The organism is Ktedonobacter sp. SOSP1-52 (assembly GCF_016587395.1).
The window spans coordinates 473,700-488,438 of record NZ_BNJH01000004.1; the positions used below are offsets into that span (position 1 = coordinate 473,700).

The 14,739-nt window shown below is 55.9% G+C and carries 7 protein-coding genes; all 7 read right to left on the reverse strand.

Annotated elements, in window-relative coordinates:
* Window positions 1–216: 216 nt before the first annotated feature.
* On the reverse strand, window positions 217–534 hold the full coding sequence (gene rpsJ / locus JMJ16_RS37245; protein WP_201370456.1) for a 30S ribosomal protein S10: 318 nt from the start codon (window positions 532–534) through the stop codon (window positions 217–219).
* A gap of 81 nt (window positions 535–615) precedes the next feature.
* The gene (gene tuf, locus JMJ16_RS37250; protein WP_201381297.1) at window positions 616–1,821 is read right to left on the reverse strand and encodes an elongation factor Tu; all 1,206 of its coding nucleotides are present in this window, start codon (window positions 1,819–1,821) and stop codon (window positions 616–618) included.
* A 497-nt stretch (window positions 1,822–2,318) separates the two neighbouring features.
* The gene (gene fusA / locus JMJ16_RS37255) at window positions 2,319–4,394 is read right to left on the reverse strand and encodes an elongation factor G (RefSeq protein WP_201389788.1); all 2,076 of its coding nucleotides are present in this window, start codon (window positions 4,392–4,394) and stop codon (window positions 2,319–2,321) included.
* A gap of 9 nt (window positions 4,395–4,403) precedes the next feature.
* Entirely contained in the window at window positions 4,404–4,874 is a 471-nt protein-coding gene (gene rpsG / locus JMJ16_RS37260; RefSeq protein WP_201389790.1) for a 30S ribosomal protein S7, read from the reverse strand.
* A 649-nt stretch (window positions 4,875–5,523) separates the two neighbouring features.
* Complete coding sequence (rpsL, locus tag JMJ16_RS37265; protein WP_007908613.1) at window positions 5,524–5,973, reverse strand: 30S ribosomal protein S12; 450 nt, start codon at window positions 5,971–5,973, stop codon at window positions 5,524–5,526.
* A gap of 100 nt (window positions 5,974–6,073) precedes the next feature.
* Window positions 6,074–10,426, reverse strand: coding sequence for a DNA-directed RNA polymerase subunit beta' (gene rpoC / locus JMJ16_RS37270; protein WP_201381301.1), 4,353 nt, complete (start codon window positions 10,424–10,426; stop codon window positions 6,074–6,076).
* 85 nt (window positions 10,427–10,511) lie between these two features.
* The gene (locus JMJ16_RS37275) at window positions 10,512–14,003 is read right to left on the reverse strand and encodes a DNA-directed RNA polymerase subunit beta (RefSeq protein WP_201389792.1); all 3,492 of its coding nucleotides are present in this window, start codon (window positions 14,001–14,003) and stop codon (window positions 10,512–10,514) included.
* Window positions 14,004–14,739 lie beyond the last annotated feature (736 nt).

Sequence of the window (14,739 nt, forward strand, 5' to 3'; positions counted from 1 at the left end):
CCCATCCCTGCAACGATGGCTTTCTCGCGCTTCTTCAGATGACCTCGCTGCTCACACAGCCTCCGGCAAGCCTTAAAGATCTTACACGGAAACCACCCCCCATTCGGGGGCGCGGCGCCACTTTCGTGGCTAGCGCTTCCCCCATTCGGGGACAAGCGCGCTCAGGTTTCCGATAGGTAGTAAGATGAGTGCTTCGCTTGCCAGAATGCTCATAAGCTAGAGCTTGATCTCAATGTCTACACCTGCGGGCAGATTCAAATGAGTCAGGGCCTCGACAGTCTTGTTAGTATGATCGACGATGTCAATCAAACGCTTATGCGTGCGAATCTCGAACTGGTCGCGTGCATCCTTATCAATGAAGGGTGAGCGCATAACCGTGTACTTGTCGATTTTCGTAGGCAGTGGCACTGGCCCCGAAACACGTGCGCCAGTGCGCTGGGCAGCATCCACAATCTGCATCGCAGACTGGTCGAGAATGCGGTGGTCAAACGCCTTCAGGCGAATGCGGATGCGCTGTTTTGATCCCGTAGCCATGAATACTTTTCTCCTGACAGGTTCCCGACAGCCAGAGAGGCTGTTACCAGCCTCTCTTTTGCTATAGGGTTTCCCCTGATCTTATGCAAGAACCTTGGTGCAGATACCAGCACCGACGGTACGACCGCCTTCGCGGATGGCGAACTTCACGCCCTCTTCCATCGCGACCGGCTGGATCAACTCGACCGTCATCTCAATGTTGTCGCCAGGCATTACCATCTCCACGCCTTCAGGCAGCTTGATCGATCCCGTCACGTCCGTGGTACGGACGTAGAACTGAGGGCGATAGCCGTTGAAGAATGGCGTATGGCGGCCACCCTCTTCTTTCGAGAGGACGTAAACCTGCGCCAGGAAGTTCTTATGGGGCTTGATCGAACCCGGCTTGGCCAGCACCTGGCCGCGCTCGATGTCCGCACGCTCAATACCACGCAGCAGACAACCAACGTTGTCGCCCGCCTGGCCCTCATCCAGCGTCTTCTGGAACATCTCCACACCCGTGACAACCACGGTGCGGGTCTCTTCCTTCATGCCGATGATCTCGATGTTCTCGCCAACTTTGACGATACCACGCTCGATACGACCCGTGGCCACGGTACCGCGACCCTTAATGCCAAAGACATCTTCCACTGGCATCAGGAACGGCTTGTCGGTCGCGCGAGGAGGCGTAGGAATGTAGGAGTCCACCGCATCCATCAGCTCCCAGATGCACTTGGCTGCTTCGTCGTTGCGCGAGAGGTCGCCTTTGCTCTCCAGGGCTTTGAGCGCTGAACCGCGGATGATAGGAACATCATCGCCAGGGAACTGGTACTTCGAGAGCAACTCCCGAACTTCCAGCTCGACCAGCTCGAGCAGCTCCTCGTCTTCCATCATGTCGACTTTGTTGAGGAAAACCACCATCGCGGGAACCTCAACCTGCTGCGCCAGCAGGACGTGCTCGCGCGTCTGAGGCATAGGACCATCAGGAGCACTCACGACCAGGATCGCGCCATCCATCTGGGCGGCACCGGTGATCATGTTCTTGATGTAGTCAGCGTGACCGGGGCAGTCCACGTGAGCGTAGTGGCGCTTCTCGGTCTGGTACTCCAAGTGCGCGATCGAGATGGTAATACCACGCTCGCGCTCCTCGGGGGCCTTGTCGATCTGGTCGAAGGCGGTATATTTCGCAAGCTGAGCGGAGGCCAGGGTATGGGTGATGGCCGCGGTTAGGGTCGTCTTGCCGTGGTCGATGTGACCAATTGTACCCACGTTAACGTGGGGCTTTGTGCGCTCGAACTTCTGTTTTGCCATGTTTTATCCTCTTAATTTTTCCATCCCCTACTTTACCGTAGGATTTTATCTTCTCAGTGCAGACTCATGCCCTGGCCCGGTAGGCCTGTCCCTGAGCTCGGCACCGGGCAGGTCCTTCTACATCCTACCTTTTCCAATCAGGTAGTCTCTCCTTATGCGGAAACCAACATCACTTCCGTGCCTAGCGCTTCCCCCATTCGGAGACAAGCGCGTTCAGGTTTCCGATAGGTAGTAAGCCAAAACACGCAAAGAAGATTGTACTCTTTTCGAGTCCTTGCTGACAAGTAGATAGGGAGGTTTGGGGGATCATCCCTGACTTTTCCACCACTTATACACCATAAGCCGCGTATGTTCAGTATACGCTGGCAGCTATATGGTCAGAACCACGAAGCTACCAACCCCACCCAAAACCTTTTTTCTCAGCCACCCGCCGTTTGCGGCGCATTGCCACCACAAACGGCGGGCACTTAAACAAATTTGACTACGATCTGCTCAGATTAGCGGCTCGATTTGGCGATAATCTCGTCGGCAATGTTCTTTGGAACGGGATCGTAGTGGGAGAATTCCATTGAGTAGCTGGCACGACCACTGGACATCGAACGCAGCTCGTTCACGTAGCCGAACATCTCGGACAGGGGAACATTAGCTTTGACGACATTCGAGTCAGCACGGGTCTCCATACCAAGAATGGTGCCACGGCGGCGATTGAGGTCGCCGATGACATCGCCATAGAAGTCCTCAGGTGTGGTAACCTCTACAACCATGATCGGCTCCAAAAGCACAGGACCAGCTTTGCGGACACCCTCTTTGACGCCCAACGAACCGGCGATTTTAAAGGCCGCCTCACTGGAGTCAACGTCGTGGTAAGAACCATCATACAGAGCAACTTTGACATCGACGACGGGGAAGCCGGCGATAATACCGTTCTCCAGCGCCTCGCGCACACCCTGCTCGGTCGGCTTGATGTATTCCCTGGGGACGGTACCGCCAACGACCTCGCTGACGAACTCGATACCCTTACCGCGCTCATTTGGCTCAACACGCAGCCAGACGTCACCGTACTGACCGCTACCACCTGTCTGACGGACGTGGCGACCCTGGGCCTGCGCGGTACGCGTAATCGTCTCGCGATAGGCCACCTGTGGGCGACCAACATTCGCCTCAACTTTGAACTCGCGGAAGAGGCGATCCTGAATGATTTCCAGGTGCAGCTCACCCATACCCTTAATAATGGTCTGGCCAGACTCCTGGTCAGTATTGACGCGGAAGGTGGGATCCTCTTCAGCCAGTTTGCCCAGAGCAACACCCATCTTTTCCTGATCGGCACGCGTCTTAGGCTCGATAGCAATCTCGATAACCGGTGTGGGGAAGGAGATCGACTCTAGGATGATCGGCTTGGACGAGTCGGAGAGCGTATCACCTGTGAAGGTGTTGCGCAAACCAACGGCGGCACAGATGTCGCCCGCCCGAATCTCATCGATATCCTCGCGGTGGTTGGCATGCATACGCAACAGGCGACCAACACGCTCGGTCTTGTCCTTGGTCGTATTCTCGACCGAGGCGCCCTTCTTCAAGGTGCCAGAGTAGACACGAATATAGGAGAGGCGACCAACAAAGGGGTCCGACACGATCTTGAAGACCAGGGCGCTCAGGGGAGCGTTGTCATCAACCTCGCGGGTCTCTTCCTGCTCGGTATCTGGATTGATACCTACAGGTGGCGCGATATCAATTGGCGATGGCAGATAATGCACGACAGCGTCGAGCATGGCCTGCACGCCTTTATTCTTGTAGGAGCTACCACACAGAACAGGCACCAGGGCGTTGGAGATGGTCGCCTTACGCAGCGCGGTATTCAGCTCCTCTTCGGAGATCTCTTCGCCCTCAAGGAACTTCAGCGTCAGTTCCTCGTCGGTCTCGGCAACGCGCTCAACCATGGTATCACGATGCTGCTGCGCCTCGTCCCTCAACGCCTCGGGAATCTCGCTAATCATTGGCGAAGCGCCCTTCTCGTCGGTGAAGGTTACGGATTTCATCGTGATCAGGTCGATAAAGCCCTTGAAGTTGCTCTCGCTGCCGAGAGGAACCTGAATGGGCACAGGAACGGCACTCAGGCGCGTTCTGATCATATCAACCGTGCGCCAGAAATCGGCACCCGTGCGGTCCATCTTGTTGACGTAGCAGATACGAGGCACGTTATACTTGTTCGCCTGGCGCCACACAGTCTCGGACTGAGGCTCAACACCCGCGACAGCATCGAAGACCACCACGCCGCCGTCGAGTACGCGCAAGTTGCGCTCAACCTCAGCCGTGAAGTCTACGTGTCCAGGGGTGTCAATGATGTTGAACTGATAATCATTCCAGAAGCACATAGTGGCCGCTGAAGTGATGGTGATACCACGCTCCTGCTCCTGCGGCATCCAGTCCATGGTCGCGCCGCCCTCGTGCACCTCACCAATGCGATGGATACGCCCGGTGTAGTAGAGGATACGCTCTGTGGTGGTCGTCTTACCCGCGTCAATGTGAGCGATGATACCAATATTGCGAATTTTATCGAGTGGGAATTCTCTAGCCATGATGTCTTTTTACCAGCGATAATGAGCGAAAGCCTTGTTGGACTCCGCCATCTTGTGAGTTTCCTCACGCTTTTTAATAGTGGACCCTTGTCCCGCCGCCGCATCCATCAACTCGCTAGCCAGCTTATCCGACATCGACCTGCCGTTTCTTGTGCGAGCAGCACGAATCAACCAGCGCATTGCCAACGCGTTACCACGATCCTTGCGGACTTCCACAGGGACCTGATAGGTGGAACCACCAACACGACGGGGCTTAACCTCAATACTGGGTGTCGCATTCTTCAATGCCTGATCAAACACCTCAATAGATGGGCGCTTCTGCTTTACTTCAATGGCTTCCAGCGCATCGTAGAGAATACGCTCAGCCAGGCTGCGCTTTCCATCAACCATCATTTTGTTAATGAAGCGAGCCACGTTACGGCTTCTGTATTTTGCATCCGGCACATCGGGCCGTCGCACCACTCTTTTGCGTCTTGGCAATTTCTGCCTCCCTTTCAGCCATTCAGATACGAAGCAACCACATTCTAGAATTACTTCGGCTGCGGTGGATAGTTTTCACATCCCACTAACCCAAATTCCCTACTGTTGCTGCATCTCTTCGCTCTGAATGCGATGTTGTCCTCTCGTCAAGCCATAGAACCGACGCTCGCGCGTCTAGTGCAAGATATACTACCTATTAGGAAACCTGAGCGCGCTTGTCCCCGAATGGGGGGTGGTTTCCGCATAAGATGAGACTTGTGTCTCACAAGAACTCCCCCGCTCCGCATTAGCCAGAAGGAGTTTACAGACACCAGAAAAGGCGTCGAGCCTAATGATTAAGGCTATTTCTTGCGTTTCGCCTTAATCTCTCTCTGACGCCTACACGCGGGCGCCTTTCCCTTTTTCCCTCACGTCCTTGAGAGGAGACGTTCTGAGAATCATAGCCACGACGAGATAACTCATGCGTCGCACTGGCTATGTACCAGGAGGACACCCGACTATCACCGTAAGTCGCCCCACGGTGACCGTGATAACCACCCCGCTTACGCTATAGCAGGGAGTTGGCGCGAAACTTGATGGCCACTCCAGTTTACCCTGGCCTTCCCATCAAGCCGCGGCTTGCGGGCAATACTGACGCAGCCAGACCAGCTTAGCGTTTCCCCTTCGCTGGTGCTGCTGCCTGTCCGGGCTTCGGACGCTTCGCCCCATACTTTGAGCGACCCTGACGGCGCTTGGAGACGCCATCGCTGTCAAGTGTACCACGAACGATATGGTAACGCACACTCGGCAGGTCCTTCACGCGACCACCGCGGATCAGGACAACAGAGTGCTCCTGTAGGTTGTGGCCTTCACCAGGAATGTATGCGGTGACTTCCATCTGGTTCGAGAGACGAACACGAGCAATCTTACGCATCGCCGAGTTCGGCTTCTTCGGGGTCATGGTACGCACCTGGGTGCATACTCCACGCTTCTGTGGAGATCCGCGCAGACGCGACGTTTTATTCTTTAGCGCGTTGTAGGAATACAGCAGCGCTGGGGCCTTCACTTTTTTCTGCTTTTGTTTGCGGCCCTTTCGGATTAACTGATTGATTGTCGGCAAGGAAAGGTCCTCCCTGTCCCTATAAAAGAATGACTGCAAGCGCGGATAGCAAAGTTGCTACCCGCGACTTTTTATCACATATACGCGGTTGCATATAATATCACTCATTGTCCCCGCTGTCAAGTGTCAGCCCAAGGGTACCACTGGCAAAACCATCCCCCAGGCTCTCACTCGCGCTGCCAGCCACGACTCCAGCAACCACGGGAGTCTGCTGCGCCGCGATGCGTGCGGCCGCCGCCTGCTGGCGTGCGATCTGCTCCTTACGGCGCTGGGCAATGCCTGAACCCGCCGGAATGAGCTTACCAATGATGACGTTCTCTTTCAAACCAACGAGGTGATCGGTCTGGGCCTCAATCGCCGCCTCTGTCAGCACCCTTGTGGTCTCCTGGAAGGAGGCCGCAGCCAGGAAGCTGTCAGTATTGAGCGAGGCCTTAGTGACACCCAACAACACGGTCGTAGCGGTGGCGGGTTCTCCACCCTCGGCCAGGACGCGCGCGTTGGTCTCATCATAATGGAAGCGATCAACCAGGTCGTTTGGCAACATATCGGTGTCGCCAGAATCCTCTACTTTGATGCGGCGAAGCATCTGGCGGACGATAACTTCAATGTGCTTGTCGTTATTGTACACACCAGTGTTACGGTACACACGCTGCACCTCTTTGACCAGGTACAACTGCACTGCCTCACGTCCCTGGATACGCAGAACATCCTGTGGATCGCGCTGGCCAGAAGTGATGGGTGTGCCCGCCTGAATCTTCTGTCCATGCTCCACGGCGATGCTACGTGCCGCTGGCACTGCATAAGTGCGCTCATCATGCTCCTCAAAGCGAATCGAGAGCAGCCCATTCGCGCCAATGTTGATCGTGCCATCCGTGCGTGCCATGACCGGAACCGGCTCACCGCCCTTTTCCGCAGGCATCAACGCGATCACCTGGTCCTTGACGACCTGGTCCTGGTCGTTGACCAGTACCTTGGTTTTCGCGGGCATGATGTACTCATCAAAGAAGACATTACTGGCAACCACGCGTACGGTACGCTGGTTTGTGTTCTCGTCTTTAATGATCTCGGCAACGCCGTCGATCTCACTGATCTCGGCTTTGTCCTTCGGTACACGCGCCTCGAACAGCTCTTCAACGCGTGGCAGACCCAGCGTGATGTCACCCTGCGCACCTGCGATACCACCAGTGTGGAAGGTACGCATGGTGAGCTGCGTTCCCGGCTCACCAATCGATTGAGCGGCGATGATACCGACCGCTGCACCGATGTTGGCCAGCGCGTTCGCTGCCAGGTCGCGACCATAACACTTGCGGCAGATGCCCCGGCGTGCCAGGCAGTTCAAGACGGAGCGGACACGCACCTTCTTGACGCCCGCGGCCACGATCTCTTCGACCATTTCCTCGGTTATCTCATCACCAGCTTCCATGTGCTCCAGGCCAGGAATTGACTCGGACAGCACACGACCCAGCAGGCGCGTCCCCAGGTTGTCGAGACCCATTTCCTTGGAGTCCTCATCGGTGATGAGAATACCCTCGGTCGAGCCACAATCTTCCTCGGTGACGATGACATCCTGCGCGACGTCGATCAGGCGACGGGTGAGGTAACCAGATTCCGCGGTACGTAGCGCGGTATCAGCCAGACCCTTACGCGCGCCGTGACTACTGATAAAGTACTCCAACACGCTCAGGCCTTCGCGGAAGTTACCACGAATTGGCACCGGGATAATACGGCCCGACGGGCTGGCCATCAGACCACGCATACCGGAAAGCTGACGGATCTGCTGGAACTTCGCTTTGGTCGCGCCAGACTTCGCGATGGTGAAGATTGAGCCGTAGGGGTCCAGCGTCGCTTCGACCATCTTGGTGACTTTATCGGTCACCTCGTTCCAGGTCTCAATCGTCTGCTGGTACTTCTCGTTCTCGGTGATCAGACCGTCGCGATACTGCTCTTCCAGCTCAGCAATCTTGAGATCGGCCTTCGCCATCTCTTCCTGCTTCTCAATCGGCACTTTGACGTCGCTAATGGCGACAGTTGCACCGGCTTTGGTAGCGTAGGAGAAGCCAAGGCGCTTGACCTCGTCGGCCAGCTCGGTGGTTTTCACGCGACCATAGTACTTGAAGCAGTCTGCGATCACCTGGCGCAGATTCTCTTTCTTCATCGCGTAGTTGCGGTAGCGCAAGCGCTCAGGCAACGCCTCGTTGAAGATGAGACGGCCAACCGTGGTCTCAACAAGCTTACCAGCCGCACTCATCGATGGCTTGGCGGGCGGAGGATTGTCATAGACCTCGACATCGCCAATGCGCACTTTGATACGCGCCTGTAGCTCTACAATGCCTTGAGAGTAGGCCAGCAAGGCCTCGGTGGCGTCAGTAAAGCGTCGTCCCTCGCCCTTCTTGCCAGGGCGATCCTGCGTCAGGTAGAAGCAGCCAAGCACCATATCCTGGCTGGCACCAATCGAAGGCTCGCCATGGGCCGGTGAGAGCAGGTTGCGCGTTGACATCATGAAGCGACGCGCCTCGTCCTGCGCCTTATCGGACAGGGGCACGTGCACAGCCATCTGGTCACCATCAAAGTCCGCATTAAAGGCTGAACAGACGAGCGGGTGCAATTGGATCGCGCTACCCTCAACCAGGACGGCTTCAAAGGCCTGAATACCCAGGCGGTGCAGCGTTGGCGCGCGGTTGAGCAGGACGGGATGATTCTTAATCACCTCTTCCAGAACGTCCCAAACCTCAGGCTTGACACGCTCAACAAAGCGCTTGGCACTCTTGATGTTGTGGGCAAAGTTCTGCTCCACAAGCTTACGCATGACGAACGGCTTGAAGAGCTCCAGCGCCATGCGCTTGGGCAGGCCACACTGGTGCAGCTTCAGGTCAGGACCAACCACGATAACTGAGCGACCAGAGTAGTCAACGCGCTTACCGAGCAGGTTCTGGCGGAAGCGACCCTGCTTACCCTTGAGCATATCAGAGAGACTCTTGAGCTTGTGGTTACCCGAGCCCGCCACGGCACGACCACGACGTCCATTATCAATCAGGGCGTCGCAGGCCTCTTGCAGCATGCGCTTCTCATTGCGAATAATGATCTCAGGCGCGCCCAGTTCCAGCAGACGCTTGAGACGATTATTGCGGTTGATCACGCGGCGATAGAGATCGTTCAAGTCGGATGTCGCGAAGCGACCACCATCTAGCTGCACCATCGGGCGCAGATCAGGCGGCAGCACTGGCAACACTGTCAGGATCATCCACTCAGGCGAGGTGCCCGACTTGCGGAAAGCCTCAACAACCTTCAGGCGCTTGGTAGCCTTCTTGCGACGCTGGCCAACCGTCGAAATGATCTCGTGCCGCAGGTCATTAGAGAGCTTCTCCAGGTCGATGGCTGCGATCAGCTCGCGCACTGCCTCCGCACCCATACCGGCACGGAAGACGCTGCCAAAGGACTCCCTGAGTTCGCGATAGCGATTCTCCTGCAATAGGTCAAGCTTTTTGAGACCTTCCAGATCGCGGCGCATGTTGTCCAGGCGTGTGCGGGACTCGCTACGCTCGCGCTCCAGCGTCAACTGTGCGGTATCGATCTGGCCCTGGTACTCAAGGCCAAGGCGGTCGGCCTCGCGCTTGCTCTCAGAGAGAGCGGCCTCAATCTCGCGACGCGCCTGCTCGGCGATAGCGTTACGCGACGACTCGGCAACCCGCTCCAGCGTATCCAGGTGCTTGGGCGAAACGGTCTCACCCGAGCGGACGATGACGGAATCGGTGGGCATGTAGATGATATCGTTGTCAGTCGCCTGGTTCATCAGGTCGCGCAGTTCAGAGAGCGTCTCGCTCTCGGCCCGGCGCGCGTTATCCAGGTCCTGCTCACGTTTCTCTTCGATGCTCTTACGGTCAAGCGTAGAGAATTGCTGCTCACTATCGCGAATGGCGGTGTCGCGCTTCGACTTGAGGCTATTGACGCGATCAACGACCTTCGTATCAAGGTCCTGGTCGAGCTGCTGCAACTCTTCGTCGATGCGCATCAGCTCGCGCTGACGCCCCTCTTCGTCGATATGTGTGACGACATACAAAGCAAAGTAGAGAATGCGCTCCAGGTTACGTGGTGACAAATCAAGCAGCAGGCCAATGCGGCTTGGCGTGCCCTTGAAGTACCAGATATGGCTGACGGGCGAAGCGAGTTCGATGTGGCCCATGCGCTCGCGGCGAACCTTTGAGCGCGCGACTTCTACACCACACTTATCGCAAACGATGCCCTTGAAGCGAACTCTTTTATATTTACCACAGTAGCACTCCCAGTCCTTGGTGGGGCCAAAAATGCGTTCGCAGAAAAGGCCATCCTTCTCGGGCTTGAGTGTACGATAGTTGATGGTTTCCGGTTTCGTGACCTCACCATAGCTCCAGCCACGAATCTGCTCAGGGCTGGCAAGGCTGATACGGATAGCGTTAAAATCGTTGACTTCGAGCATGCTACCTCCTGGGGTAAGGGCAGTGTATGCGCGTGAGCATCCTCTGGGCGCGGCTACAGACACGCATACACGGTCGCACTCCCTACTATTGGTCTCCTTCGAAACCGGACAGATTAATACCCAGTTCCGGCATCACATCATTCGAGGTGTCTTCCACAAATTGTATCTTCTGCTCGTCCTCGTTCAGCACCTCAACGTTGATACCGAGGCTTTGCAATTCTTTGACCAACACCTTAAAGGATTCAGGCACGCCAGGCTCCATAATGTTTTCGCCCTTGACGATGGCCTCATACGTTTTCACGCGACCCACAACGTCATCCGACTTGACGGTCAGGATCTCTTGCAGGATATTAGCCGCGCCGTAGGCCTCAAGCGCCCATACCTCCATCTCACCGAAGCGCTGTCCACCGAACTGCGCCTTACCACCTAGCGGCTGCTGCGTGATCAAGCTGTATGGTCCAGTTGAACGGGCGTGTACCTTGTCTTCGACGAGGTGGGCCAGTTTGAGCATATAGGTATAGCCAACAGTGATCGGGTGATCGAATGGCTCACCGGTACGCCCATCATAGAGCTGAACCTTACCTGACTCAGGCAGGCCCGCACGCCGCAACATCTCTTCGATATCTTCCTCAGTCGCGCCGTCAAAGACCGGGGTCGCGATCTTGAAGCCAAGAACGCTGGCAGCCCAGCCCAGGTGCGTCTCCATGATCTGGCCGATATTCATACGGTGAGGCACACCCAGCGGGTTCAGGATGATATCCACTGGTGAACCATCGGGAAGGAAAGGCATATCCTCAATTGGCAGCACGCGCGAGATAACGCCCTTATTTCCGTGACGTCCAGCCATCTTGTCGCCAGCACCGATCTTACGCTTCTGCGCGATACTGACGCGGACCAGCTGGTTGACGCCTGGCGAGAGTTCATCGCCCGCCTCGCGGGAGAAGACCTTGACCTCGACAACCTTACCGCGCTCACCATGAGGCACACGCAGTGAGGTATCTTTGACTTCACGAGCCTTTTCACCGAAGATAGCGCGCAGCAGTTTCTCTTCAGCGGTCAGCTCCGTCTCGCCCTTCGGCGTGATCTTACCGACCAGGATATCCTGTGGACCAACCTCGGCGCCCACATAGATGATGCCACGCTCATCCAGGTTGCGCAGACCTTCTTCACCCACGTTCGGAATGTCACGTGTGATCTCTTCGGGACCAAGCTTGGTATCGCGGGCATCCACCTCGTACTTCTCGATGTGGATCGAGGTGAAGAGATCCTCACGCACGATACGCTCACTAATCAGGATGGCGTCCTCGAAGTTGCCACCCTCCCAGCTCATAAAGGCCACCAGAATGTTCTGACCTAGAGCCAGTTCCCCCAGCTCTGTTGAGGAGCTATCGGCAACCACCTGGCCCTTGGTGACATAGTCGCCCTTCTTAACAATGGGGCGCTGGTTAATGCAGGTACCATTGTTGGAGCGCACAAACTTACGTAAGGCGTGCGAGTAGAGCTGACCATGCTGGTCCATGATCTCGATCTTGCGCGAGGTAGAGGAGACAACCTCACCGGTCGCCTGAGCCACAATAACCTGGCCCGAGTCGACGGCCACCTGGCGCTCAATGCCCGTACCACAAATGGGCGACTGCGGTCGCAGCAGAGGCACGGCCTGGCGCTGCATGTTCGCGCCCATCAGTGCGCGGTTCACGTCGTCATGCTCCAGGAAGGGAATCAGCGCGGTCGCGACACTCACCGTCTGACGCGGCGAGACATCCATGTAGTCAATGCTCTCCGAGGGAACCTCGGTAAACTCACCCTGATAGCGAGCCAGCACGCGTGCGTCAGCAAACTCGTTGTTATCAGTCAGCACAGCGTTCGCCTGGGCGATATAGAAGTTCTCTTCGTCATCGGCGGTCTGATAATCGACCTCATCGGTGACAAATGGCTTGATGCTCAAAGGCGTATCGCCCAGGAAGGCCAGCTTCTCAAAGAGCTCCTCATCCACGCGCACAGGATTGTTGCGCTTGAGCAGCACCTCGCCGTCCTCTGTAACAATATCTTCGCGACGACCGTAATAGCCACGCAACTCACGACCAAGCAGGCGCCCGTCAGTTGCCGCCAGGCGCTTAATCACATGCCGATAGGGCGTCTCAATGAAGCCATAGGGGTTAATCTGGCCATAGGTCGCCAGGTTACCAATCAGACCAATGTTTGGACCTTCAGGGGTCTCAATCGGGCAGATGCGGCCATAGTGCGACTCGTGTACGTCACGTACGTCAAAGCCTGCGCGGTCACGAGAAAGACCACCGGGACCCAGGGCCGAGAGACGACGCTTGTGACCGATCTCCGCCAGGGCATTGACCTGGTCCATAAACTGCGACAGCTGGCTGCCACCGAAGAACTCTTTCATCGCGGCCACGACTGGGCGGATGTTGATAAGCGCGTTCGGGGTGGCCTGTCCAGGCTCCTGAATGCTCATGCGCTCTTTCACCACGCGCTCCATACGCAGCAGACCAACGCGGAACTGGCTCTGAATCAGCTCACCCACGCAACGCACGCGGCGGTTGCCCAGGTGGTCGATGTCATCCTTGCGTCCACGCCCATTGTTGAGCGAGACCAGGCGCCGGATAATAGCCACCAGGTCGTCCTGCGTTAGGATACGCTGGCTCTGCGGAATCGAGAGGTCCAGCTTGCGGTTTAACTTATAGCGACCAACGTTGCCCAGATCGTAACGGCGTGGATTGAAGAAGAGGTTCTTAACCAGAGAGCGTGCGTTGTCCAGAGTGGCGGGATCGCCAGGACGCAGCTTCTTGTACAGCTCCAGGAGGGCTTCCTCCTCCTTCTTCACGGGATCGCGGTCCAGGGTCGCCTGAATATAGCGGATGACTGGGTCGTTATCTACCCCAGCGAAGGCATCCAGAATGCCCTGGTCGGTCGAGAGGTCCAGGTCCTCCACATGCCAGTGCTCTTTGGCCAGGCGCGAAATGGCACGCAACAGGGTCGTTACAGGTAGCTTACGTTTGCGGTCAATCTTGACTGTGAGCAGGTTTTTATTGCTGGTCTCAAACTCCAGCCAGGCACCACGTCCAGGAATCAACTTTGCGGCAAAGAGTTTTTTACCAGTCGTCGCATCCTCGTCCACTGTGAAGTAGACGCCGGGGGAACGCACCAACTGACTCACCACAACGCGCTCGGCACCATTGATAATGAAGGTACCAGCCTTTGTCATCAACGGGAAGTCACCCATAAAGATGTCTTTCTCGATGATTTCACCTGTCTCTTTATTAATCAAGCGAGCCTTCACATTGAGGGGTGCGGCATAGGTCGCGTCACGGTCGCGGCACTCATCCTCGTCATACTTTGGCTTGCCAAAGGGTTCAGGAGGGACAATAAATTCCAGGCTGAGGTTTTTGCCGGTAAAGTCTTCAATAGGAGAAATTTCTTCGAAAAGTTCGCGGAGACCTTCCTTCTTGAACCATTCAAAGGAGTCGAGCTGAATCTGAATTAGGCCAGGCATAGGCCGTATGTCCGGGATACGCCCAAAAGAGACGCGCTCTGGGAGTGCAACGGCCTTCGTGCTTACTGCCATATGTGGTATTCTCCTCTCACCTAGTTCGCCCATAGAGGATCATGAGGGACACGCGGGGGCATGCCACTCACAGAATGCACCAGAGGCCCACACCACTCGCCGCATACACAACCGTTTGTCAACGTTGTATAATACATAAGCGTATTACATGTATGCATAGCGTAGAGGCACGGGATGGAGACATTCTCAAAGAGTAACGGGAAACAGAAAAAATTTCTAGATAATTGCGAAATGTTATCTATTAGTACCTAGAGTGACTGTGTTGTGAAACGGTCAACGACAAGAAAAGTAACCGCTCACCAATTCAATAAGCGGTTACTCCTACTCGCATTGAAACTTAACAATCTCTCCTGCCTTGCGCCCACACATCATCACCCCCAACAGGATATACTCTTGGCATGCTTTACAAACTCTGTTTACTACTTCTCCGAAAACCTGAGCGCCGAGCGCTAGTCGCGTAAGCGACGTTGGGTTTCGGAACAAGAGTTTACTGCCTATAAGGAAACCTGAGCGCTTCGCCCCCATTCGGGGACAAGCGCTAGTCACGCCAGTGACATTGGTTTCCGCATAAGATCTTACAACTAAGAGCCTGGAACAGCAGAAAACTCACACCACCCCCCGCTCAACACAATCAAACACAAATCCATGCTGCATACTGACATCGGTGTCGGTCTTCTGCTGTGGATAAAAGTATTGTTTGTGGTATCTACGCTCACTCTGCGCACTTGGGGAGATG

What these genes read in the sequence shown, in the direction of transcription:
- rpsJ (WP_201370456.1), bottom strand. Translation starts at nt 534, where the DNA reads ATGGCTACGGGATCAAAACAGCGCATCCGCATTCGCCTGAAGGCGTTT.
- tuf (WP_201381297.1), bottom strand. Translation starts at nt 1,821, where the DNA reads ATGGCAAAACAGAAGTTCGAGCGCACAAAGCCCCACGTTAACGTGGGT.
- fusA (WP_201389788.1), bottom strand. Translation starts at nt 4,394, where the DNA reads ATGGCTAGAGAATTCCCACTCGATAAAATTCGCAATATTGGTATCATC.
- rpoC (WP_201381301.1), bottom strand. Translation starts at nt 10,426, where the DNA reads ATGCTCGAAGTCAACGATTTTAACGCTATCCGTATCAGCCTTGCCAGC.
- JMJ16_RS37275 (WP_201389792.1), bottom strand. Translation starts at nt 14,003, where the DNA reads ATGGCAGTAAGCACGAAGGCCGTTGCACTCCCAGAGCGCGTCTCTTTT.